The following is a 21,482-nucleotide window of genomic DNA, read 5'->3' as shown; positions in this document are numbered from 1 at the left end:
TTTATAGAAAAAATTGCGGTTTGGTAATGAAATATCTAGGAATCAACCGATTTCCTGAAACTCCGCCACCAATACAGACGTTTAAACTAATAAGTTGTAGAAATCAAATGAAACCAGGGAAACAATCTCAAGTAGCACTGTTTAATCATAAAAAAGCCGCTGATTTGCAAAAAATGTCTTCTGGGCTTTATGGAGAAGATCAATTTTTAGGCAGCAACAAAACCGAGACAGAAGAGTTAACTTTTTGGGAAGTTTGCCGCAGTCGCTCCATCTTAGTAATCGGCGTAGCAGCGGCAGTGACTACCGGAGTTTTCGCCTGGACACTGAATCAAAAAAGCGAGTACGAAGGGCGCTTTCAATTATTAGTAGAACCAGCGGTTACGCAAAATACTTTAGCCAAGATATACTCCGGTGAGCTGAAACTGCAACCAGCGGCGCCCGCGACGACAGAAAATGCTGGTTTTGACTACGAATCGCAAATTCAAGTTTTACAAAGCCCGCAAGTAATGGCGCCGATTGTTAAAGAGTTGCAGGCTAAGTATCCTGACATAAATTACAACTACCTCTTGAACCAAAAAGCAGATAATTTGCCGTTTTCTCAGGAAACTAGGTTGTCAATTAATCGATTCAAAAATACCAAGATTATCGAAGTTAGATATCGGGATTACGATCCGAAAAAAATTCAGTTTGTTTTGGAAAAAGTTGCGCTAGGCTACCGCAACTACAGCGTGCAAGATACCACAACTCAAATTAGTCAGACTCTGGATTTTGTAAAATCGAAAATTCCCAATCAGCAAAAACGCCAACAAGCTCTGCAAACAGAAATTCAAAAGTTGCGGCAGCAGTACAATTTCATCGACCCGCAAATTCAAACGCAACAACTCGCGCAGCAAATCAGTGAACTTCAAACGCAAAGATTGGAAGCGCAAACGCAGCTCAATCAGCAGAGATTGCTCTATTCCAATCTGCAAAATCAGCTTGGATTAAACCAGAAGCAAGCGCTGATGGCCTCGGCTCTGAGTCAAGCTCCCCGCTATCAAGGGATGCTGACTCAATTGCAGCAATTAGAAGGGCAAATTGCGATTAACTCGGCTACGTTTACAGACGAAACTCCGCAAATGCAATTGTTGCGAGAACAGCGTAAAAACCTGATTCCTTTATTGAAGAAAGAAGCCCAACAAGTTCTGGGAACTGATTTGGCTAAGGTAAATTCACAAGTGCTGGCTTTTCAAGATCCGGTGCGGATTAAGTTAATCGAGCAGTTTATCGGTACTGCTAATTTAATTCAGGTGCTGGGCGTGCGGAATCAAGTTTTGGAACAAGCTGCTAAGCAGTTGAATCAATACTCTCAAAAATTCCCGGTGATTTTGCGGCGCTATTCGGATTTGCAGCGCGAGTTGGATTTAACTAACAATACGCTGAATGGTTTGCTGGCAAAACAGCAAGCTTTGCAGCTTGAAGCTGTGGGCAAAAAAGAGGTGGCTTGGGAAGTTATTGCTAAGCCGGAAATTCCACGTTACAAAAATGGCGAGTTGAGGGCTGTTGCTCCGATTATGCCTTTGAATTTGGCTTTGGGGGGATTAACTGGTTTGCTGTTTGGTATGCTGGCGGCGCAGTTGGCGGAACGGTTTAAAAATAAAACGGTGTTCCAAACTCCAGAGGATGTCAAACAGTCGATTCGCCTGCCTTTGTTGGGGGTAATTCCTGCTAGCGATAAAATTTTGAGACTTCCTCCTGCTGAGACAAGCCCGGTGGATGTGGCAATTTCGCCGATGCCGACGGATGCTTTTCAAGAAGCTTTTCGATCGCTCAATGCGAATATTCGCTTACTAAACGTTGATACTCCGATTAATTCTTGCGTAATTACTTCTTGTCAAGTAGGTGACGGCAAGTCTACGGTAGCAGTCAATCTGGCGCGGGCGGCGGCTGCAATGGGGCAGCAAGTGCTGTTGGTGGATGGGGATTTACGGCGCCCGCAGGTACACGAAATGCTGGGTTTACCGAATTGGCAAGGCTTGCACAATGTGATTGCTGATGATGTGGATGTGCAACAGGTGATTGTGCGATCGCCCCGCGATGAAAATTTGTTTGTGTTAACTTCCGGCCCGGTTCCTTTCGATCCCACAAAGGTGCTTTCTTCCAAAAAAATGCAGCATTTAATGGCAGCTTTGTCAAGTCATTTTGACTTAGTTATTTACGATACTGCACCACTTTTGGGTTTGGCGGATGCGAATTTGTTGGCGGCTCACACTAACGGATTGATGCTGGTAGTAGGGCTGCATCAAACTGAGCGGGAGGCGCTGTTGTTGGCTTTTGAAGATTTGAAAATGGCGGGAATTCCGCTGTTGGGAATGGTGGCGAATAACGATAAAGGCAGCAGGTATTACTATCAGTCTTACGTGCAGGATTACGTCCAGGAACCGTCTGTTTGAGGGAGGGGAATTGAGAAATGTGTAGTGGGACAGGCCGTCGGGCCTGTTCTTGAGAATGCAAGGCTGGCGGGACAGCCGACAAGATATTTCATCCATCTTGCACCATTAATTGTGAATAAAGCTGTCATGGGCGGGCGGGACGCCCCACAAGAACATTTAACTTTTGTGGAACAGGCCGTCTAGCGTGTTCGGGAGATTTGTGCGTGATTTCAGAAAGACAAATTTTCTTAAGATTTGCGATCGAGACTCTGAACTATAATAAAAAGTAGAGAAATTTAAACAAATCGCGGCACTTGCAACTTAGCAATATCTGAAAGAAAACGTGGCAGGTAAATTCCTATTTTGTAATACCTTGATACAACTCCCTGCCTCGGCTCAAAACTAGCAGGGAGTTTTGTGTTTTTCACACAGGAGATGAAACAATGGCTATTGCTACTATCAACCCGGCAACGGGAGAAACGCTGAAAACTTTCGAGCCGATCGCGGATGAGGTAATAGAAGCTAAGCTGGAATTAGCACAGCAAGCTTTTAACAAATACCGCCAACTGCCGTTTGAGCAGAGAGCTCTGTGGATGCAGAAAGCGGCGGACATCTTGGAGCGCGATCGCGAAATTTACGCTGAAATGATGACTCTGGAAATGGGTAAAACGCTCAAATCTGCGATCGGCGAAGTGGAAAAATGCGCCTTAGTTTGTCGGTATTACGCCAAAAATGCCGCTCAATTTATGGCAGACGTACCGGCAACCACTGACGCTAGCAGCAGCTTTGTCCGCTACCAACCGCTAGGCGCTATTTTAGCCGTTATGCCCTGGAATTTCCCATTTTGGCAAGTTTTTCGGTTTGCGGCGCCGGCGCTGATGGCGGGCAATGTCGGCTTGCTCAAACACGCTTCCAACGTGCCTCAGTGCGCTTTGAAAATCGAAGAAATTTTTACGCTTGCTGGCTTTCCCGAAGGCGTGTTTCAAACTTTGTTAGTTGGCGCCGACAAAGTAGCCGATATCGTTGCGGACGATCGTATAAAAGCAGCAACTCTCACCGGTAGCGAACCAGCGGGTGAAAGTTTGGCAGCAAATGCGGGCAAAAATTTGAAAAAAGTAGTGCTGGAATTGGGAGGAAGCGACCCATTTATTGTGATGTCGAGCGCCGATGTAGCAGCAGCTTTATCAACTGCTGTGACATCCCGGATGCTCAATAACGGTCAATCTTGCATCGCCGCCAAACGCTTTATTTTAGCAGAAGAGATTGCCGACGAATTCATCACAGGATTTGTCGAAAAATTCGAGCAATTAAAAGTAGGCGATCCGATGTTGCCAGAAACCGATATCGGCCCTTTAGCTACTCCCGCAATCCTCAAAGACTTGGACAATCAAGTGCAAACTTGCATCCAATCGGGAGCAAAACTTCTGACAGGTGGCCGCCGATTGTCAGAGAATGCCGGCAATTTCTACTTGCCAACTATTTTGGCAGATATTCCGCCGAATGCCTCTGCCCGTCAAGAAGAATTTTTCGGGCCCGTAGCTTTAGTATTCCGAGTTGCAGGCATCGATGAGGCGATCGCCCTGGCAAATAGCACATCTTTTGGCTTGGGTGCGTCAGCTTGGACTACAGTAAACTCAGAGAGCGATCGATTTATTTCCGAACTAGAGGCGGGCGCGGTATTCATCAACGGTTTAGTAAAATCCGACCCTAGATTGCCCTTCGGCGGCATCAAACGCTCCGGTTACGGACGCGAATTGAGCATCCAGGGAATGCACGAATTTGTTAACATAAAAACAGTGTGGGTGAAATAAGCTCCCACTGTATCAACCGATCGCACAAATCTACATAAGTCTGCGTTTATCTGCGTTTATCTGCGGTTAAAAATTCCCATTTAGTATTTTTGCGATCGGTTGAAAAAGACAAAAAAACCATTAACCGAGGAGAGAAACGGAAATGAACACAGCTCAACTATTGGTAAAATGTTTAGAAAATGAAGGCGTCGAATACGTCTTTGGACTTCCCGGAGAAGAAAATTTAGAAGTTCTAGAAGCCCTGAGAAACTCTTCAATTAAATTTATTACTACTCGCCACGAACAAGGCGCCGCATTCATGGCAGACGTTTACGGTCGTCTCACCGGCAAAGCCGGCGTTTGCTTGTCCACCTTGGGCCCAGGCGCAACTAACTTAATGACAGGAGTTGCTGACGCCAACTTAGACGGCGCTCCTTTAATAGCAATTACCGGACAAGTCGGCACAGATAGAATGCACATAGAATCGCACCAATATTTAGATTTGGTCGCCATGTTTGCGCCAGTTACTAAGTGGAATGCTCAAATTGTTCGCCCCAGCACGACGGCCGAAATTGTCCGCAAAGCCTTTAAAGTAGCTCAAAGTGAAAAGCCGGGAGCAGTTCACATTGACTTACCTGAAAACATCGCAGCCATGCCTGCTGAAGGACAGCCGCTCACCAAAGACAACCGCGAAAAAACTTTTGGCGCTTACCAAAGCTTGAATAAAGCCGCTGTGGCAATTTCCAAGGCAAAAAGTCCTCTGCTTTTAGTAGGAAACGGCGCGATCCGCGCTAACGGCAGCGATGCTTTGACACAGTTTGCTACTCGATTGAATATTCCTGTAGCTAATACTTTCATGGGTAAAGGTGTTATTCCTTATACTCATCCTTTGGCACTCTGGACGACGGGATTGCAAAAACGGGATTACATTAGCTGTGCTTTTGAAGAAACGGATTTAGTGATTGCTGTTGGCTACGATTTGATTGAATATTCCCCGAAAAAGTGGAATCCCGAAGGAAAAATTCCGATTATTCACATTGGATCTTTGCCAGCCGAAATTGACAGCAGTTATATTCCTCTTATAGAAGTTGTGGGGGATATTTCTGATTCCCTCAATGAAATTTTGCAGCGTGCCGATCGCATGGAGAAAGTAGACCCTTTTGCTAAGCAATTGCGGGCGGATATTCGGGCTGGGTACGAACAATATGCAGCCGACGACGGTTTCCCGATCAAGCCACAAAAACTCATTTACGATTTGCGGCAAATCCTGGACCCGGAAGATATTCTTATATCTGATGTGGGAGCTCACAAAATGTGGATCGCGCGGCACTATCATTGCGATCGCCCGAATACCTGTTTGATTTCCAACGGCTTTGCGGCGATGGGAATTGCGATTCCGGGTGCGGTAGCTGCAAAACTCGTTTATCCCGATCGCAAAGTAGTAGCCGCCACCGGCGATGGTGGTTTTATGATGAATTGCCAAGAGTTAGAAACTGCTTTGCGAGTCGGTACTAATTTTGTGACGCTGATATTTAATGACGGCGGTTACGGGTTAATTGAATGGAAGCAGCAAGATTATTTTGGTCATTCCGATTTCGTCAAATTTGGCAATCCCGATTTTGTGAAATTTGCGGAAAGTATGGGTTTAAAAGGCTATCGAGTGGAATCTGCAACAGATTTTATTCCGATTCTGAAAGAAGCCCTGGCTCAAGATGTCCCTTGCGTGATTGACTGTCCGGTAGACTATCGGGAAAATGCGCGTTTCAGTCAATTATCTGGGGATATGAGTTGCAATTTGTAATAGTAGCTAGAGCCTCGGCTTCTTTAATAAGTCGGGGTTCTAATAATGGATATTCTTCGAGATAGAGTTTTGTAGCTTGTTTAAGATTGGCGATCGCTTCTTCTATGGTTTCGCCTGGGTCAACCGTGCTGACTTCAGGACATTCGGCAATGTACATATCTTCTTCTTGGTAAATGATGCCTGTGAAGCTTGGATTTTTCCTTATAATTTTCGCTTCCATTTAGATAACGCTCAAGCTAGCATCCGGGCGTGAGCAATTTCTCTATCACCTATGAGACGGACTTGGGAGCTAAAGAGTGAAATAATAGCTAATGTTTTCCCCGTCAAGGTAACAAATTCTACTTCATATCCTACCCCACCTTGATGTACTAAAACAACAGTGCCAATATCGCCTTGGCTTAATTTTTTTTCTGGGATATCAATTGTTAAAACAATGCTGTCAAGTTCTTGAATCATTTTATTTTTTAATCTGGTGGATAGGCACTTACTAGCCTGGGAGTGTCGCCTCCGGTTTCAATAAACCAAACAGAACGCACAAAGGGTTTTCTGCCATCTGCTGCTAGCATTTCTCCTTCAATAACGTACCGACTGCCAAAAGGAGATTCTTCAATTTTAGCTAATTCATGGTCGGCGGCATGACGCAGCAAGGCCGTTGCCATGATTTCCCAAGCATCAACTGAAAAGCCAAACCGTAAAAAAAATTTTGCTTTGCTTTTCCCGTCGCGGTGGGTGAGTGAGAGCAGATATTCGGTAATTTTCTTTTCAGGAACGACTGCTCTTTCATAATTGGGCAGTTTCAAGCACTCTCTCCAAAGCTTACTCTTGTATATTAACCAGAGTGGAGGCGATCGGTCAAGCAGGGGCGATTACCTACGGGATAGCTGCGCCTCGCGTGCTTTTTGACAAGTTGGGATGTAAGGGCGATCGCTATTACGTCAGTCATTATTCCGCACTGTTTGCTAGAATTATTTAAGTCAGCTATAAGGACGGCTATGACTGAAGCTATCTCAACAAAAAATGAATATCAAATAACTGTGAGTTCTCCAGTTTGGCAAAGAGTTGAGCAAATTGCCGCAGAATTTAACTTGTCAGTTTCGGAACTATTGGAACAGATAGGCAAAAATCAACTCAAAGTTGTTGCGGTTCCCGGTAATTCAGTAAAAGTGAGTGAGCAAGATATTGCAAATGCGTTTATTTGGTTAGCCGCCCAAACTAATGTAGCAATCAACGCCTACAAGCTACAAAAACTTATATATTACGCTCAAGCTTGGTATTTAGGAGTTTACGGAAAGCCACTATTTGATGCAGATTTTCAAGCAGGGATTCACGGGCCGGTTATTCCTGATTTATTAGAAAAGTATCAACGCCAATTTAGTTGGGAACGCATTACAGAGAAAATCGAACAACCGAAAATTCCCCAAAAAGTTGGGCAATTTATCGAAGAAGTTGCGGAGGCATATTTTGAGTATGATGATGAAACTTTGGAACGAATGATTTGCAGTGAAATGCCTTGGCTGGAAGCGAGAGGGGATTTGCCGAGAGACGAATCTTGTCATGGGATTATTTCTCACGAATCGATGAAGAAATATTATTCGGGCCGTTTCTTCTCTAAATAATATAAGGGCGATTCCCTACGGGATAGCTGCGCCGCGCGTGCTTTTTGACAATTTGGGATGTAAGGGCGATCGCACTTTTTCAGCTTCAAGTATTCGGATTAGCTGTTACCTGCGTGATGTACGGGATAATCAGGTCAAAATCCTTACGGATTTCTGCCAGTTGTTTTACCTAAGTATGAGAAGCATAAATCACTTCCTCTTACTTCGGGCGATCGGTTGCAATTTGCTTCTCAATCTCTCCGTAGAGTTTTATTTTAACTTGTCGGATTTGATATGATGCGTTTTTTCAGTCAATTCAGACCTAGTTGAGTTTTTGGCTACTTAAACTAATATTTAAGGACACTAACTAAGAAAGAGCCTATTTTTTGATTGTTTAGCGACACGCCACACTTCTCTCTAAAATATCATCACTTCAAACCCAATAATAAGGCGATTCCGCCGATCGCACCAACTACCCCCAAAACAGCCCGAAGGCTCACTTTTTCGCCCGCCAGCACCGCTAAAGGCAGTATAAATAGGGGACTGGTAGAACTGAGTGCTTGAGCTATTGCTGCGGGTGCATATTTCAGCGAAGTCTGTTGCAGAAAAATTCCGAGATAGGTTCCTAAAAAAGCTGCTAGAATTATTGCACCTAATAGTTTGGGCGCTTTTAATTGTTTGAAACTGTCAAGTTTTTTGGGGTTCAAAAAGCATAGCATAACGGCCATGCCGCCGCTCAAACGCAAGGCGGCTGTCCACAGGGGATCAATATCTATTTGAGTGAAAGCGGCGCGGGATAAAATTGCTCCGATGGCGTGGGATGTTTGTCCTAATAAACTAATGGCTAATCCTTGCCAAAGATGTTTTGATGGTAAGGTTGTTTCGGCTGTTCGTTCGGCAATTACCCAAGCTACGCCGCAAATTGTTAAAAGAATGCCAGTACAAGCAATGGGCGATAACTTTTCTTGCAAAAAGATTAAGCCGAATAAAGCTGTTAAAGGGGGAGATAGGGTTTCTAAAAGCAGCGTTCGCCTCGCGCCTAAATATTTTAAGACGATAAAGAAAGCGGTGTCTCCGATGCCAATTCCTAGGCCGCCGCTGATGAGCAGCATTGCTAAAATATTAGGGTTGATTGCGGGTAAGGGTTTACCTAAAATTAGTGTAGTGGCAAGGAGCATGAAAAGGGCGATCGCACCTTTGAGTAAATTTAGCACGACTGCGGGGATTTGCTGTCCCACTCGCTGCCAGATGCTGGAAGATAGAGCCCAGACAAATGCAGCGCCTAAAGCGGCAATTTCACCCATAAAATCTATTGACGGTTGACGGTTGACTGTTGACTGTTGACTGACTAACGACTAATGACTAACGACTAATGACTAATGACTGTTGTTACCGATGCCCGATGCCCGATTCCCCATGCCCGATGCCCGATTCCCGATGCCCGATTCCCCATGCCATATAAATTAGGGTTCCAGACTTATCATCTGGAACCCTAGATTTATTAAGCTTCTTTAGCAGTGGGCGGGGAGAGAATCGAACTCTCATACCTTTCGGTGTCAGATTTTGAGTCTGATGCGTCTACCAATTTCGCCACCCGCCCTTTTTCGTTTCACCATCATAACACATTGATCGATTTCCTGCAAGCAAAGATTCATAATCTTTTGAACTTGCCCAACGATCGATCTCTCTGGCGCGCAATACTGGTACAGGATGGGACAACTGAGCCGTTTGAGCTTGTTTGAGCATTTCTCCCAGTTGAGTGCTGCTGAGGTCGTCGTAGGCCCGCGCCTGCGCCAAAAACGCATCTACATTCAGTTTCGGAGCTAAAGTCGGCGAACCTCCGGCCAGTTTCATCAACAGCGATGCTACCACTTTTGGGTCTTGGGTGGCGAGCAAGGCGGCGCGATCGCACGTAAATTCCGCACACCGCAACCATTCCAACATTTGCGCCTGCAAACCCTGCGCCAGCACGGTTCCCACAGGCGAAATTTGACCTGCAGCCAACACAATTAAATTAGCCAGAGTCAGGTAAACTCCGTGCTCGCACTTCAAATGCCCCAACTCGTGAGCAATTACTGCCTTAACTTCCTCGTCTGTGAGCAAATCAATCAGAGAAGTGTGCATCACCACAAAAGGCTGTTTTCCCCGCATCGCAAACGTGTAAGCATTTGGCATCGGATGCTGGCGGACATAAAGCTGCGGCGGCTCCAAATCAAGAGTTTTGCAGGCATCCAACAACAATTGATGCAGGTGGGGCAATTGATTTTCGCCGACTTGGACACTGGAAGCCAGATTTTCCAGCATAAAAAACTGTTCGCCAAGTTGTCCCAACAACTGCCGGACGATCAAATCCAGGCCCGGCAGTTGTTTGAGAGTGCTGGTAGCTTCCAAGTCTAGGGGGTGGCGAAACTGGTCTGCTTTCAAACCGATGAGGGGTATGTTAGACATTTTAATCCTGAGTCATTAGTCATTGGTCATTAGTCATTGGTCATTGGAAAGTGGGAATTGGCAATTGGGAAGCGGGAATTGAAAAAGGTTGAATTATTTTTCTTTCTTCCTTTTTCCTTCTTCCTAATGACTAATGACTGCTGACTAATGACTAATGACTAATTAACAGTTTAAACCCGATCGCACGGGATTGACAGGAGCCTCTGCAGTCGCCGGGTCTGTACCCTCTTTGACCCGTCGCAAATTCGCTCCCAATTTTTGCAGTTTCACCTCTAACTGCTCGTAGCCGCGGTCTAAATGCTGCAAGCTGCTGATGGTGGTGACACCATCGGCTGCAAGTCCCGCTAATACTAACGCCGCCGAAGCCCGCAAATCTGTTGCCACTACCGGCGCACCGGACAGCCGCGACACTCCGCGCACAATCGCGACATTGCCTTTAAGGCGAATGTCGGCGCCCATGCGGTTGAGTTCTGCTACGTGGCGCAAGCGATTCTCAAACACGGTTTCTTTGATCAAGCTGTCTCCTTCGCTCAGCGTCAGCAAAGCCATAAACTGAGCTTGCATATCTGTGGGGAAACCGGGATAAGGCAGAGTTTCGATGTCTGTGGCGGAGTGAGTTTGGCCGGGAACTATCCGCAAAATGTCGGGGGATTCTGCAATAATTTTCGCCCCAATTGTCTGCAATTTGGCAATGACTGCGGTCAGGTGGTCGGGAATTACTGGCGACAAACTGATTTCCGAGTGAGTGATGGCTCCTGCTACTAAAAATGTTCCGGCTTCAATGCGATCGGGAATAATTGGATAGTCTACCGCGTGCAGCTTGGGAACTCCCGAAATGACGATCGTATTCGTGCCCGCGCCTTGAATTTTTGCTCCCATGGCGCGGCAGAAATTCGCCAAATCTGCGACTTCCGGCTCTTGAGCCGCATTTTCAATCACGGTTTCTCCTTCAGCCAGAGTCGCCGCCATCATCAAAGTTTCAGTTGCGCCAACGCTGGGGTAGTCCAAATAAATTTTGGCTCCTTTCAGGCGGCGGTTCGGCCCTTTGACGTAAGCGTGAACCGTGCCGTGGTCGATGTGGACTTCGGCGCCGAGAGCTTGCAGACCGCGAACGTGGAGTTCAACGGGTCGCGCACCGATGGCGCAGCCACCGGGCAAGGGCACTTTGGCAAATCCCAAACGCGCTAGCAGTGGGCCGATGATGAAGAAGCTCGCCCGCAGTTGGCTGACTAATTCGTAGGGGGCTTGAGCGTCTATGAGGTTGCTGGCGTTGATGTCTAAAACGTCGCCGTGCTGCAGTAATTTGACTCCTACAGCCGAGAGAATTTGCCCCATGCGGGCAACATCGACTAGACCGGGAACGTTGCGGAGACGGCAATCCTCTGGGCATAGCAGGGCTCCTGCCATGACGACTAAGGCCGAGTTTTTGGCGCCGCTGATTTTGACGTGTCCTTTAAGGGGCTGGCGACCCCAAATTTGCAATACTTGTTGGTCGCTTTCAGGTGAAGCTGGCAGGTTAGATGAGTTCTGAGCTGGTGTAATGGGTTTGCCCTCCATAATTCGCTTCGTTACTTTATACATTATTAATTTTGGTTCGATTTTACCGGAAAGTTTTTATATGTCTAGGGGTAACATTAGGAATTCCGGGAATTGTATTTGCTGGAATTCAATCTGGACAAGGCTTTCAGGTTTAATCGCACAAATAATGTCGATCGAGTCTCATGAAATTATCTGTATCAAAATTTACGTTCATTTGTAGCGGTCGCTCGGATCGCAGATGTTGTACTTTTGTCAACGATCTTTTGAAGTAAAAGCCGGCTGGGTTGTTGACAAAGGTGTAAGATATCTGTTCGATCGACAATGCCAGAAAGTTAACACATTGTCGATCGCCCCATTGCCTGTGCTACCCTGTGACAACAACCTAGAGCCAAAGCTACTCCTAGCATATGGTTCACATTAAACGGATCGAACTGACTAACTTTAAATCTTTTGGCGGCACGACGGCCATTCCCGTGCTGCCCGGTTTTACTGTGGTTTCCGGGCCCAACGGTTCTGGGAAGTCCAACATCCTCGACGCTTTGCTGTTTTGTCTCGGACTTTCGAGTTCTAAGGGAATGCGGGCTGAACGTTTGCCGGATTTGGTGAACAGCGCCCAAAACAAACGCGGTACGATCGAAGCTAGCGTGACTGCGACTTTTGCCCTGGAAGATGTGGGAGAGGAATGGTTCGCGCGGGATGAAGATGAGGAGGAAAATGCAGCAGATGAGTTATCTGTGGAAGCAGAGGAAGTCGAAGGGATAGAAACTGCCGAAACTCAAGACAACAACGGACAATCATCTGCCAATCGAAAATCCAAAATCGAAAATCGAAAATCGGAAGAGTTATCTGTTGAAGCAGAGGAAGTCGAAGGGATAGAAACTGCCGAAACTCAAGACAACAACGGACAATCATCTTCTGTCAATCAAGAATCGCCTCTCTCTGTTGCAGAAGCCGAAGGGATAGAAATTACCGAAACTCCAGACAACAACGGCCAATCACCTGCTGCCAATCGAAAATCCAAAATCCAAAATCAAAAATCGGATGAGTTGTCTGTTGAAGACGTAGAAGAAATAGAAATCGCAGCAACTCAAGACAACAACGGACAACTACTCGCTACTAATAAAAAATCCAAAATCGAAAATCAAAAATCGGATGAGTGGAGTGTGACGCGCAAACTTCGGGTAACTCGCCAAGGTACTTACACTTCAACTTATTACATTAACGGCCAACCTTGCACCCTGACTCAACTTCACGAACAACTCAACCGCTTGCGAATTTATCCCGAAGGCTATAACGTCGTGCTGCAAGGAGACGTTACCAGCATTATTTCGATGAATTCTAAGGAACGCAGAGAAATCATTGACGAATTAGCTGGGGTGGCTCAGTTCGATCGCAAAATCTCCTTAGCTAGGCAGAAGTTGGATGAAGTTAAAGAGGTGGAAGAACGCAGCAGGATTGTGGAAAAAGAGCTGATGTCTCAGCGCGATAGACTGGCTTCCGATCGCACAAAAGCGGAAAAATATCAAAAATTGCGGGCGGAATTTCAAGAAAAGTCGCAGTGGGAAATTGTGCTGAAATTCCGGCAATTGCAAAAGCAAGAATGGAAACTGCGCGAACAAATCGAAGCGGGCGATCGCACTTCAGCATCTCTTACCGAACAACTGCAAACAATTAGCACCCAAATTCAAGCAGCAACCGCCGAACTAGACGCGCTGAATGCCCGCGTTAAAGCTTTGGGAGAGTCGGAATTGTTGGCTTTGCAAGCGACGATTGCCACTCAGGAAGCGGAAAGGCGGCAACTGCAAAACCGCAAACAGGATTTGGAAAAAACTGCTGGGCAAATGGCGGCTAATATAGCACAAACCGAGGAAGAAGTTCGGCAATTTCGGCAAAGTTTGGAGCAAATTGAGATTGAAATATCTTATGTTAAGTCTCAAATAGGAAGTTTGCAGGAACAGCGGGACGCAGCCCAGCAAAGTTTAGATGAAAATCGGGAAGTTGCAAATGCGATCGCCTCCACGGCAGAAGTTTGGGTACAGCAGCAAACGGAACTGCACCGCCAAATCGAAACAATTCAACAAACTTTGGAACCGCAGCGTACAGAACAAGCTACCATTGGCGAAAGAGCCGATCGCCTGCAAAGTCAAATTCAAGAACAAAACCAATCGCTGCAAGTATTGGAACAGGAAATTGCAGCGAAAAAAGAGCAGCAATCTCGCCTTGTGGAAACCAAAGGCGTGGCATCTTTGCAAGTAGAATCGCTGAATCAGATTTTAGTCGAAGCCGAACAAGAATTACAACTGCAACAGGAAACTCAAACTCGTTTGTTGGAAGAACAGCGGGAAAGACAGCGCAAATTAGACAAACTAGAAGTGCAGTTTCAAGCACTGCAAGAAGCGACGGGAACGTTTACTGCAAAAATTGTCGCGCAAAGCGGAATTGGCGGAGTTTGCGGCTTGGTGGCTCAACTGGGTAGGGTGGAACCGCGCTATCAGTTGGCGCTCGAAATTGCGGCGGGCGGGCGCATGGGAAATATGGTGGTGGAAGATGACAGCGTGGCTGCTGCTGCGATCGAATTGTTGAAACAAAAACGGGCGGGAAGGATGACGTTTTTGCCTTTGAATAAGATTAGGGGCGGCAGGTATTCGGTGAATGAAAATTTGCGGCGCGCGGCTGGGTTTGTGGATGCGGCTGTTAATTTGATTGATTGCGATTCGCGGTATCAGGAAATTTTTGCTTACGTTTTTGGCAGTACGGTTGTGTTTAGCAACCTCAGCGACGCGCGCCGCTATTTGGGACAGTACCGGATTGTCACTTTGGACGGGGAAATTTTGGAAACTAGCGGGGCGATGACTGGGGGAAGTTCTACTAACAGATCTACTTTGCATTTTGGCACGGTTGAGGCTAGTGAGGCTGCTAGTGAAGCGCGGACGATCGCATCTTTGCAAGAAAGGTTGGAGGAAATTGAGCGGATTTTGGAACGGTGCAAAATTGCGATCGATCGCGCTTCTGTTGCAGTCAAAACTCGCAGCCAAGAATTGATGGAAGCGAAACAAAATTTGCGCGAAAATCAGTTGCGCTTGGAACAGTTGGATTCAGAAATTAAGAATTTGCAAGCGCAACAGGAACAAGTGCGATCGCAAATTGCCAAAAATACACAGGAATTAACTAATTCGCGATCGAGATTGCAGTTGCTGGAACGAGAATTGCCCGCACAGGAAACTCAATTGCAACAGTATCGGCAAACTTTGGCGCAGTTGGAAGAGTCGAACAGTCACAGCGAATGGCAGCAAATGCAATCGGGTTTGCGCGCTCTAGAAGCGCAACTGCAAGAGCGAGAATTGGCTCTGAGAAACGTCCAGCAGCGCCTTGTAGACTTGGAAAATCAATTCGGGCGTTTGGAAGACAAAATTAAGGAAGGCAGCGAGAAATTGCAGGAATGGCAAGTGCAGCAAAACGCCGGGGCGGATGCACTCGATCGCATTGTTTCGCAGCAGTTAGAACTCGATCGGCAAATTGCAGAAGCTAAGGCGGCTTTGGGGGAAATTGAGGAAAAATTGGGCGTGGAAAAGGGAGAGCGCGATCGGGCGGAATCTCAATTGCGAGAACAGCATTTAGCCAAACAACAGTTACAATGGCAGTTGCAAAAACTCCACGAAACCCAGCAAGAACGCCGGGAACAATTAGCCGCTGTCCGCACTCTATTGGAAACGCAGCGGGCGGAAATGCCCGACCCCGTGCCGTCAATTCCTGAAAATGTCGAGAAAGCCAATTTGACGGAATTGCAGCAGGAAGTAAAGGCGATCGCCAAGCGCATTCAAGCTTTAGAACCAGTCAATATGCTAGCCTTGGAAGAGTACAACCGCACTCAAGAACGCCTTCAAGAATTGAGTCAAAAATTGACGACATTGGAAGGAGAACGCACTGAACTGCTGTTGAGAATCGAAAACTTTACCACACTCAGGCGACGCGCTTTTAAGGAAGCTTTCGACGCGGTTAACGAGAACTTCCAGACTATCTTTGCGGAACTTTCCGAAGGCGATGGCTATCTCCAGCTAGATGACCAGGAAGACCCTTTCAGCAGTGGCTTGAATTTGGTGGCTCACCCTAAGGGCAAACCCGTACAGCGGCTGGCTTCCATGTCTGGAGGCGAAAAGTCGTTGACAGCGCTGAGTTTTATTTTTGCGCTGCAACGCTACCGCCCGTCTACGTTTTACGCTTTTGATGAAGTGGATATGTTTTTGGATGGGGCAAATGTGGAGCGATTGGCTAGAATGATAAAGCGACAGTCGGAACAAGCCCAGTTTATTGTGGTGAGTTTGCGGCGACCTATGATTCAATCGGCTGAGCGTACAATTGGTGTTACTCAAGCACGGGGAGCTTATACTCAAGTCATAGGACTGAAGTTGTAGTCCGGGAGTCTCTGTTGATGACCCTACCCAAAAACGGATACAAGCCGCCGACAACAGTCGTGGATAGATCAAAATTTTAGACCCTAGTTCCAGCTCCCACATTCCTCTGTGGAGTAAATCTAAAATCTAAAATCTAAAATCTAAAATCGACTGACTGAAGTTGTAGTCCCGGAGTCTCTGTTAAAGCTCGTGTTGAGTGATATATGTACTTATTGACACTCCTCGCCCGGTCGGTACGAGGATTCTTGGCTCACCGAGACCACTTAAACTAGATTCCTTGAAGTCTCTAGCCCAGAGGTGGGACTCTCCCCAAGCGTTAATTCGGGTATGCCCTACCCTATTTGCTTTTAGGCAAGTCCTGTTTCAGTTTGAAGCAAATTCGCTTCACATGCTGTTTGTCTAGCTCCTCTGAATCTTTTACCTACTGCGAGGTGGAGTCTAGAAAAATGCAGTAGAACCGCTTAGATTCAATTTTCAAGGTTCAGCGCTTTGTCTTTTGACAGCTAGGTTTTTAGAGTGGTTGATTACCTTTCCACTACTACAAGCATACAGCAAAGCCGTGCTAGAAGCACGGGGGTTTTAGGCCCATTTTTATGATAAATAAGGATTAAAGTTAGAATGACATCAGAACAAATCTGCCAACGCTCCGACCTTCTCGGCACTCAAGTCATCACTCGCGACAGAGGTAAACGCTTGGGGGTGGTTAGTCAATTGTGGGTGGACATCGATCGGCGGGAAGTTGTGGCGATCGGTCTGCGTGATAATATATTCGCGGTCGCTGGAATGCCGAGGTTTATGTTCCTCAGCAATGTCAGTGAAATCGGCGACGTGCTGTTGGTGGAAGATGAGAGCGCGATCGAAGATGATGTTGATGTTGAAGTCTACAGCATTTTGATTAACAGCGAAGTTATTACCGAAACCGGCGAACTTTTAGGTAGGGTGCGGGGCTTTAGGTTCGACCCCGAAGACGGTAAGTTAGTTTCTATAATTATCGCTTCCCTGGGAATCCCCCAAATCCCCGACCAAGTTCTCAGCACTTACGAGTTGGGGATTGAAGAAATTGTCAGCAGTGGCCCGAATCGCTTGATTGTGTTTGAAGGTTCCGAGGAAAGGCTCAGGCAGCTTAGTGTGGGTTTGCTGGAGCGCGTTGGTTTGGGCCAAGCACCTTGGGAACGAGAAGAGGACGAGGCAGGTTATTATCCGAAACCCGTGGCTACGGGCAATCAATTGGGCCCGGGCGTGCGGATACCAGCACCGGAAATGCGGAGCCGCGTAGCTGCGCCTGCGGTGGAGGAAGTTCCTTGGGATGAGGATTTAGAGTGGAATCGGCCTGCGGTTCGCCAGCCGCCGATGCGCGCGGTGCAGGTACAGCAGCCGCCAATCGACGATTACGAGGATTACGAAGAGGATAATTGGGGCGGGGAGGAGGACGATTACGAAGAGGAGGAGTACGAGGAGAAGCCGCAATACACTCGCGCCGAGATTTCTCGCCCGAAGCAGCCGGTGGTGGAGTACGAAGATGATGTGGAGGCTGATGCTTGGGCTGACGATGAGGCACCGAAGCCTTACCAGGCTCCTCGCGTGAATATCCCTGAGAAAACTAAGACTCCTGAGTACGAGGAAGAGCCTGGTTATTAGAAATTAATCCATTAGCTCAAACCAATATTTGGCACTCTTCTTAAGAACGGGCAAGATGCCCGTTCCACAATCAAGTTTATTTTTTGTGGAACGGGCTTCTAGCCCGTTGCTGATATTGGTGCAAGATGTGAGTTTAAACTGAGATGTGGCACCATTCTTAAGAACAGGCAAGATGCCTGTTCCACAAAGAGTAGATTTTCTTGTGGAACGGGCTTCTAGCCCGTTGCTGATATTGGTGCAAGATGTGAGTTTAAACTGAGATGTGGCACCATTCTTAAGAACAGGCAAGATGCCTGTTCCACAAAGAGTAGATTTTCTTGTGGAACGGGCTTCTAGCCCGTTGCTGATATTGGTGCGCTCAATCTAATTAAATTAGATCCATGAACTAGAGAATACTGGCATGGCAGTTTATTATACTTTTGCTGACGTTTCATATTATGTTAATGATCGAAAAAGATTTTGCTAAAAATGTTGCTTTCAGATTAATAACATATCTAATTTTTCCAATTTTTTTATCCACCACCACGGCTGAAATTGTCTTGCGAGTTGCGGGATACAAACCCTGGCAAATAGAAAATGTCGATGTTGCGGTCGAACCAAAAGGTAACTTTTTTACCAAAGACTCGGAACTTGGCTACAAGCATTGGCCGGGTAAATTCAAGGTGACACTTAACGGCAATTACTCGTTTAATGCAACTCATCTCAATAATAGTCTCAGAATAACACATCCCCTCAATACTTACAATTTATCGTCAAAAAAACCTGAAATTTGGATATTTGGCTGTTCTTTTACCTACGGTTGGTCATTGAATGACAGCGAAACTTATGCTTGGTTGCTGCAAGAGAAATTACCGAAATATGAAATAGTGAATTTTGGCGTTAACGGCTACGGCACGCTGCACTCGTTAATTCAGTTCAAAGCAGCACTCAAACAAGGAAATAAACCAAAAATTGCGGTGATTGCTTATGCGGGATTTCACGACCGCCGCAATACTTTGTTAAGGGCTAGAAGAAAGCAAATGGCTGCTTGGAATAAACTGGGTATTTTATTCCAGCCCGATGCTAGGCTGAATGGAGAAAATAATTTTACATACCAAATGGCAAAACTTGAATATCACGAGTTCCCCCTGATGCGGGTTTCTGCATTAAGCCATTTTTTGGAGGTTAATTACAATCAATTTGAAGAGGGATTGTACAAAAGTCACGAGGTTTCTAAGGCAATTATTCAAGAGTTTAACCGTGTGGCCGAGGCTAATGGTGTTAAGTTAGTTGTGGCCGGAATTAATGTCGGTTCTGCTAAGATGTTGGGGGAGTTAAGTCAGGAGGGAATTTCTACGGCGGATATTTCGGTTGATTTGAAAATACCTGCCAATAATAATTTACCTCATGACCTTCATCCAAGTGCGATCGCGAATCGGCAATATGCAGAAAAGTTGGACGTTTTTTTGCAAGGTAGTGTTTTAAGGTAACAATCTTGGACGCGCATCCATACCAAAGAAACCGGGTTTTTACCGAAATTAAAAGTTTTGATGCAAGATTTTGGCAAAAAAACCCGGTTTCTGACTACCCGTGCGTCCAGGACTATACAATTGATTGAGGGTTGCTAGAGTGATGGAAGTATTTGATGTTGTTTCTTTTAAATTGCCTCGAAAATTTCTAATTGATGGGTTTTTCCTGTTTTTACTTGTTCTCCTCACAGTTGCAGTAACATCAATCTATGTATCCAGCGAACATACTTTTTATTGGTGGGATTACGCGGGATACAATACCGCTACAGTCAACACGGCAAATTTATTTCGAGAGTCGCCAGATAAAGCATGGCGCGGAGTTATAGAATCGCTATCTAAGGAAAAAAACCTATTAATTTCTCTGCCGTTAGTGCCGTTTATTCTCTTATTTGGCGAGTCTCGGCTGAGTTACATTCTCAGTGTATCCCTGATTTATGTGCTGCCGTTTCGTCTGTTGCTGGGGGCAATTTCTGCAAAGCTAATTCCAGTTTATCCCCGCCGGGTATTTTGGTCAACTGTGCTGCTGAGTTTATTAATTCCTATGAGTTGGATACCGACTCTGCGGGGATATCTGGATACTGGCGGCTGTGTGTTTGTAGCCTTGGCAATTTTGGTTTATTTGCAGGATGTCACGCTGAAATCTTGGTGGAAAATCCCGTTGATTGGGTTTTTGCTGGCGGCGGCGATTCTGTTGCGGCGCCATTTTGCTTATAGTGCGATCGCATTTTTTGGTGCCGCGACTTTACAGGCTTTCATCGAGTTTATTGTACAGTATAGCAATCCCAAGGCAGTTATCACAATGGTTCAGGCTTTTAGCCGGGACGGGCTAGAAGCCCATCCCACAAGTCATTTAGGATTGCTATTTCAAAGTATTCAAAACAAAGGTTGGAAAAATTTGTTTGAATCCGCTGTAAAATTGGGCTTGATAGCTGTAACTAGCTTGATTATTTTAATGTTGGTAGCGGGGGATTTTACTCGCAGTGCTCTGACGGTTGACTACCGCAATTTGTATGTCGCTTGGAGTTTGCCTGTAAATGATATTTTAACTCGTTATGCGGATTTTTACGGTTTGGGAACTTGGCTGCTGGTACTGATTGGTTTTTCGGCGGGAATTCTGACTCGAATGCTGGTTCCGGCGGCGGCTATTTTTGTTTCGCTGTTTGGGGTTTTGTCGCTGATTGAATGGCTGTTAGTGTTGCGTTATGGCTACTTGCACTATACAATTCATATTACACCGATCGCACTTTTGGGACTCTCCACATTTTTCTGGACAACTTGGCTGACACTCAAGGGAAAAGTCCGGTATTTCATGCTGGGCGCGGCGGGTTTGTACCTGGTTTTGAATGCCGGAGTCGGGTTAATTCCTCTCAAAATAGATTTGCCAAGACTGTTTGTGGGTAATTTTCCGCCGTTAGTGCGATCGGACTACGATGAAGTTGTAAAATTAGTAGAGTTTCTGCGAAAATTAGCACCGAATGAAGAACCAATTTATATTGCTGGTGCTTCTAACAATTTCAATGCTAATATCCTCAGACAAGCCAACCGAAAATTAAACCCGCCGGAGGGCTGGTGGAAATTAAATACAATCGGGAGGCCGCAAATTGACTCGCGCGATACTTACCCGCTACCGGAGTTGTTGCAGGCACAATATGCGGTGGTTGCTGTACCTTTTCAGCAGGTGTTGCCGACTGACGAACAAGTTTTGCGATCGCACGAACAAGATGTTGTTAAAGTTGTGTACGATGCCTTTACTCAAAACTGGGAAATTGCCCGCGATTTCCAATTGCTACCGGAACAGTTTAAGCTAGAAAACGGCGTGACACTCAGCGTTTACCGGAGGATGCGGCCGACTGATACAGCAACGGCAGTTAGGACTCTGGATGCAATGCAGCGACAAATAGTCGATCGACCAGGCACGCAGTTAGATTGGATTAGTTTGCATCAATCAATCTACACAAGTGCCAATTATTCAGTAAGTCAAGAATCGGATAACCTATATAATATTGTAACTCATCCAATTAAAAACAGCAAGAAACTCGATACATCTTTTCTGTATTTAGGTTCCATTTCAGATAAAGTAAAAGTTACCGGCAAACTCAATTTACCTAACCAACAATGTCCGGGAGTTGCCCTGCGCTTGACTTTGTGGGACAAGCAAGGTAAATTAGTAGACTCAGCAGAGATGGCTTATAGTCAAAAAAGTTATCTCGCCTTAAATCTATTAGTTGAAGGCAAAAATCCCATTTATCTGCTGCTTGAGGTATTGAGTAGCAGCCAACAGGATTTAACAAACCAATGTCAACTGGAGATTAACAATTTGGCTGTCAGTAGATAAATTGA

Annotated in this window: 16 protein-coding genes and 1 tRNA gene; 9 read left to right on the top strand and 8 right to left on the bottom strand. The window is 46.0% G+C overall.

Annotation, left to right across the window (positions count from 1 at the left end; translation table 11 throughout):
* Window positions 1–107 precede the first annotated feature (107 nt).
* The 4 genes from QUB20_RS02995 to QUB20_RS02980 all read left to right on the top strand — a co-directional run bounded on the left by QUB20_RS02995 (window position 108) and on the right by QUB20_RS02980 (window position 6,002).
* The gene (locus tag QUB20_RS02995; RefSeq protein WP_333243221.1) at window positions 108–2,432 is read left to right on the top strand and encodes a polysaccharide biosynthesis tyrosine autokinase; all 2,325 of its coding nucleotides are present in this window, start codon (window positions 108–110) and stop codon (window positions 2,430–2,432) included.
* Window positions 2,433–2,456: 24 nt separating this feature from the next.
* The gene (locus QUB20_RS02990; protein ID WP_333243218.1) at window positions 2,457–2,615 is read left to right on the top strand and encodes a hypothetical protein; all 159 of its coding nucleotides are present in this window, start codon (window positions 2,457–2,459) and stop codon (window positions 2,613–2,615) included.
* A 239-nt stretch (window positions 2,616–2,854) separates the two neighbouring features.
* Entirely contained in the window at window positions 2,855–4,222 is a 1,368-nt protein-coding gene (locus tag QUB20_RS02985; RefSeq protein WP_333243215.1) for an NAD-dependent succinate-semialdehyde dehydrogenase, read from the top strand.
* Window positions 4,223–4,364: 142 nt separating this feature from the next.
* Window positions 4,365–6,002 (top strand): acetolactate synthase large subunit, encoded by a 1,638-nt coding sequence (locus QUB20_RS02980; protein ID WP_333243211.1) that lies wholly within the window; start codon window positions 4,365–4,367, stop codon window positions 6,000–6,002.
* Here the strand turns inward: QUB20_RS02980 and QUB20_RS02975 are convergent.
* From QUB20_RS02975 to QUB20_RS02965, 3 genes are read right to left on the bottom strand one after another with little or no spacing between them, the layout of a single operon-like run.
* Window positions 5,965–6,222 carry a type II toxin-antitoxin system HicB family antitoxin gene (locus tag QUB20_RS02975; RefSeq protein ID WP_333243208.1) on the bottom strand — a complete coding sequence of 86 codons (258 nt, stop codon included), beginning with the start codon at window positions 6,220–6,222 and terminating at the stop codon, window positions 5,965–5,967. The genes QUB20_RS02980 and QUB20_RS02975 overlap by 38 nt on opposite strands.
* 11 nt (window positions 6,223–6,233) lie before the next feature.
* Complete coding sequence (locus QUB20_RS02970) at window positions 6,234–6,458, bottom strand: DUF4926 domain-containing protein (RefSeq protein WP_333053374.1); 225 nt, start codon at window positions 6,456–6,458, stop codon at window positions 6,234–6,236.
* A gap of 8 nt (window positions 6,459–6,466) precedes the next feature.
* Window positions 6,467–6,802 carry a DUF6883 domain-containing protein gene (locus QUB20_RS02965; RefSeq protein ID WP_333142691.1) on the bottom strand — a complete coding sequence of 112 codons (336 nt, stop codon included), beginning with the start codon at window positions 6,800–6,802 and terminating at the stop codon, window positions 6,467–6,469.
* Between the two features lie 192 nt (window positions 6,803–6,994).
* Here QUB20_RS02965 and QUB20_RS02960 point away from each other — a divergent pair, with 192 nt between their 5' ends.
* On the top strand, window positions 6,995–7,618 hold the full coding sequence (locus QUB20_RS02960; protein ID WP_333053372.1) for a type II toxin-antitoxin system antitoxin SocA domain-containing protein: 624 nt from the start codon (window positions 6,995–6,997) through the stop codon (window positions 7,616–7,618).
* A gap of 407 nt (window positions 7,619–8,025) precedes the next feature.
* Here the strand turns inward: QUB20_RS02960 and QUB20_RS02955 are convergent, their stop codons facing one another.
* From QUB20_RS02955 to murA, 4 genes are all read right to left on the bottom strand, one after another.
* A complete protein-coding gene (locus QUB20_RS02955; protein ID WP_333243205.1) occupies window positions 8,026–8,901 on the bottom strand; it encodes a DMT family transporter in 876 nt (291 codons plus the stop codon).
* A 214-nt stretch (window positions 8,902–9,115) separates the two neighbouring features.
* Window positions 9,116–9,197: transfer RNA gene (locus tag QUB20_RS02950), tRNA-Leu, on the bottom strand.
* On the bottom strand, window positions 9,176–10,045 hold the full coding sequence (locus QUB20_RS02945; RefSeq protein ID WP_333243202.1) for a M48 family metallopeptidase: 870 nt from the start codon (window positions 10,043–10,045) through the stop codon (window positions 9,176–9,178). Before QUB20_RS02945 ends, QUB20_RS02950 begins: the two co-directional genes overlap by 22 nt.
* A gap of 162 nt (window positions 10,046–10,207) precedes the next feature.
* Window positions 10,208–11,626: a UDP-N-acetylglucosamine 1-carboxyvinyltransferase gene (gene murA, locus QUB20_RS02940; RefSeq protein ID WP_333243199.1), complete on the bottom strand. Its 1,419-nt coding sequence runs from the start codon at window positions 11,624–11,626 to the stop codon at window positions 10,208–10,210.
* Window positions 11,627–11,991: 365 nt separating this feature from the next.
* Between murA and smc the strand changes: the two genes are divergently transcribed.
* Both smc and QUB20_RS02930 read left to right on the top strand, forming a co-directional pair.
* Window positions 11,992–15,996: a chromosome segregation protein SMC gene (gene smc / locus QUB20_RS02935; RefSeq protein ID WP_333243195.1), complete on the top strand. Its 4,005-nt coding sequence runs from the start codon at window positions 11,992–11,994 to the stop codon at window positions 15,994–15,996.
* A 618-nt stretch (window positions 15,997–16,614) separates the two neighbouring features.
* The gene (locus tag QUB20_RS02930; RefSeq protein ID WP_333243192.1) at window positions 16,615–17,634 is read left to right on the top strand and encodes a PRC-barrel domain-containing protein; all 1,020 of its coding nucleotides are present in this window, start codon (window positions 16,615–16,617) and stop codon (window positions 17,632–17,634) included.
* 3 nt (window positions 17,635–17,637) lie between these two features.
* Here the strand turns inward: QUB20_RS02930 and QUB20_RS02925 are convergent, their stop codons facing one another.
* Entirely contained in the window at window positions 17,638–17,922 is a 285-nt protein-coding gene (locus QUB20_RS02925; protein WP_333291151.1) for a hypothetical protein, read from the bottom strand.
* 149 nt (window positions 17,923–18,071) lie between these two features.
* Between QUB20_RS02925 and QUB20_RS02920 the strand changes: the two genes are divergently transcribed.
* Window positions 18,072–19,103: an SGNH/GDSL hydrolase family protein gene (locus tag QUB20_RS02920; RefSeq protein ID WP_333243188.1), complete on the top strand. Its 1,032-nt coding sequence runs from the start codon at window positions 18,072–18,074 to the stop codon at window positions 19,101–19,103.
* A gap of 142 nt (window positions 19,104–19,245) precedes the next feature.
* Window positions 19,246–21,477 (top strand): hypothetical protein, encoded by a 2,232-nt coding sequence (locus QUB20_RS02915; RefSeq protein WP_333243185.1) that lies wholly within the window; start codon window positions 19,246–19,248, stop codon window positions 21,475–21,477.
* Window positions 21,478–21,482: the final 5 nt, after the last annotated feature.

The sequence above is a fragment of the Microcoleus sp. B4-C2 genome (genome assembly GCF_036705265.1).
Taxonomy (GTDB): domain Bacteria; phylum Cyanobacteriota; class Cyanobacteriia; order Cyanobacteriales; family Microcoleaceae; genus Microcoleus.
Note: the sequence above shows the minus strand (reverse complement) of the source record. Positions and strands in the feature narration are given on the sequence as shown.

Bases quoted from the DNA above. Each gene is read 5' to 3' on its own strand.
- QUB20_RS02955 (WP_333243205.1), bottom strand. From the start codon at position 8,901: ATGGGTGAAATTGCCGCTTTAGGCGCTGCATTTGTCTGGGCTCTATCT.
- QUB20_RS02945 (WP_333243202.1), bottom strand. From the start codon at position 10,045: ATGTCTAACATACCCCTCATCGGTTTGAAAGCAGACCAGTTTCGCCAC.
- QUB20_RS02995 (WP_333243221.1), top strand. From the start codon at position 108: ATGAAACCAGGGAAACAATCTCAAGTAGCACTGTTTAATCATAAAAAA.
- QUB20_RS02985 (WP_333243215.1), top strand. From the start codon at position 2,855: ATGGCTATTGCTACTATCAACCCGGCAACGGGAGAAACGCTGAAAACT.
- QUB20_RS02970 (WP_333053374.1), bottom strand. From the start codon at position 6,458: ATGATTCAAGAACTTGACAGCATTGTTTTAACAATTGATATCCCAGAA.
- QUB20_RS02920 (WP_333243188.1), top strand. From the start codon at position 18,072: ATGTTAATGATCGAAAAAGATTTTGCTAAAAATGTTGCTTTCAGATTA.
- QUB20_RS02915 (WP_333243185.1), top strand. From the start codon at position 19,246: ATGGAAGTATTTGATGTTGTTTCTTTTAAATTGCCTCGAAAATTTCTA.
- QUB20_RS02975 (WP_333243208.1), bottom strand. From the start codon at position 6,222: ATGGAAGCGAAAATTATAAGGAAAAATCCAAGCTTCACAGGCATCATT.
- smc (WP_333243195.1), top strand. From the start codon at position 11,992: ATGGTTCACATTAAACGGATCGAACTGACTAACTTTAAATCTTTTGGC.
- QUB20_RS02980 (WP_333243211.1), top strand. From the start codon at position 4,365: ATGAACACAGCTCAACTATTGGTAAAATGTTTAGAAAATGAAGGCGTC.
- murA (WP_333243199.1), bottom strand. From the start codon at position 11,626: ATGTATAAAGTAACGAAGCGAATTATGGAGGGCAAACCCATTACACCA.
- QUB20_RS02960 (WP_333053372.1), top strand. From the start codon at position 6,995: ATGACTGAAGCTATCTCAACAAAAAATGAATATCAAATAACTGTGAGT.
- QUB20_RS02930 (WP_333243192.1), top strand. From the start codon at position 16,615: ATGACATCAGAACAAATCTGCCAACGCTCCGACCTTCTCGGCACTCAA.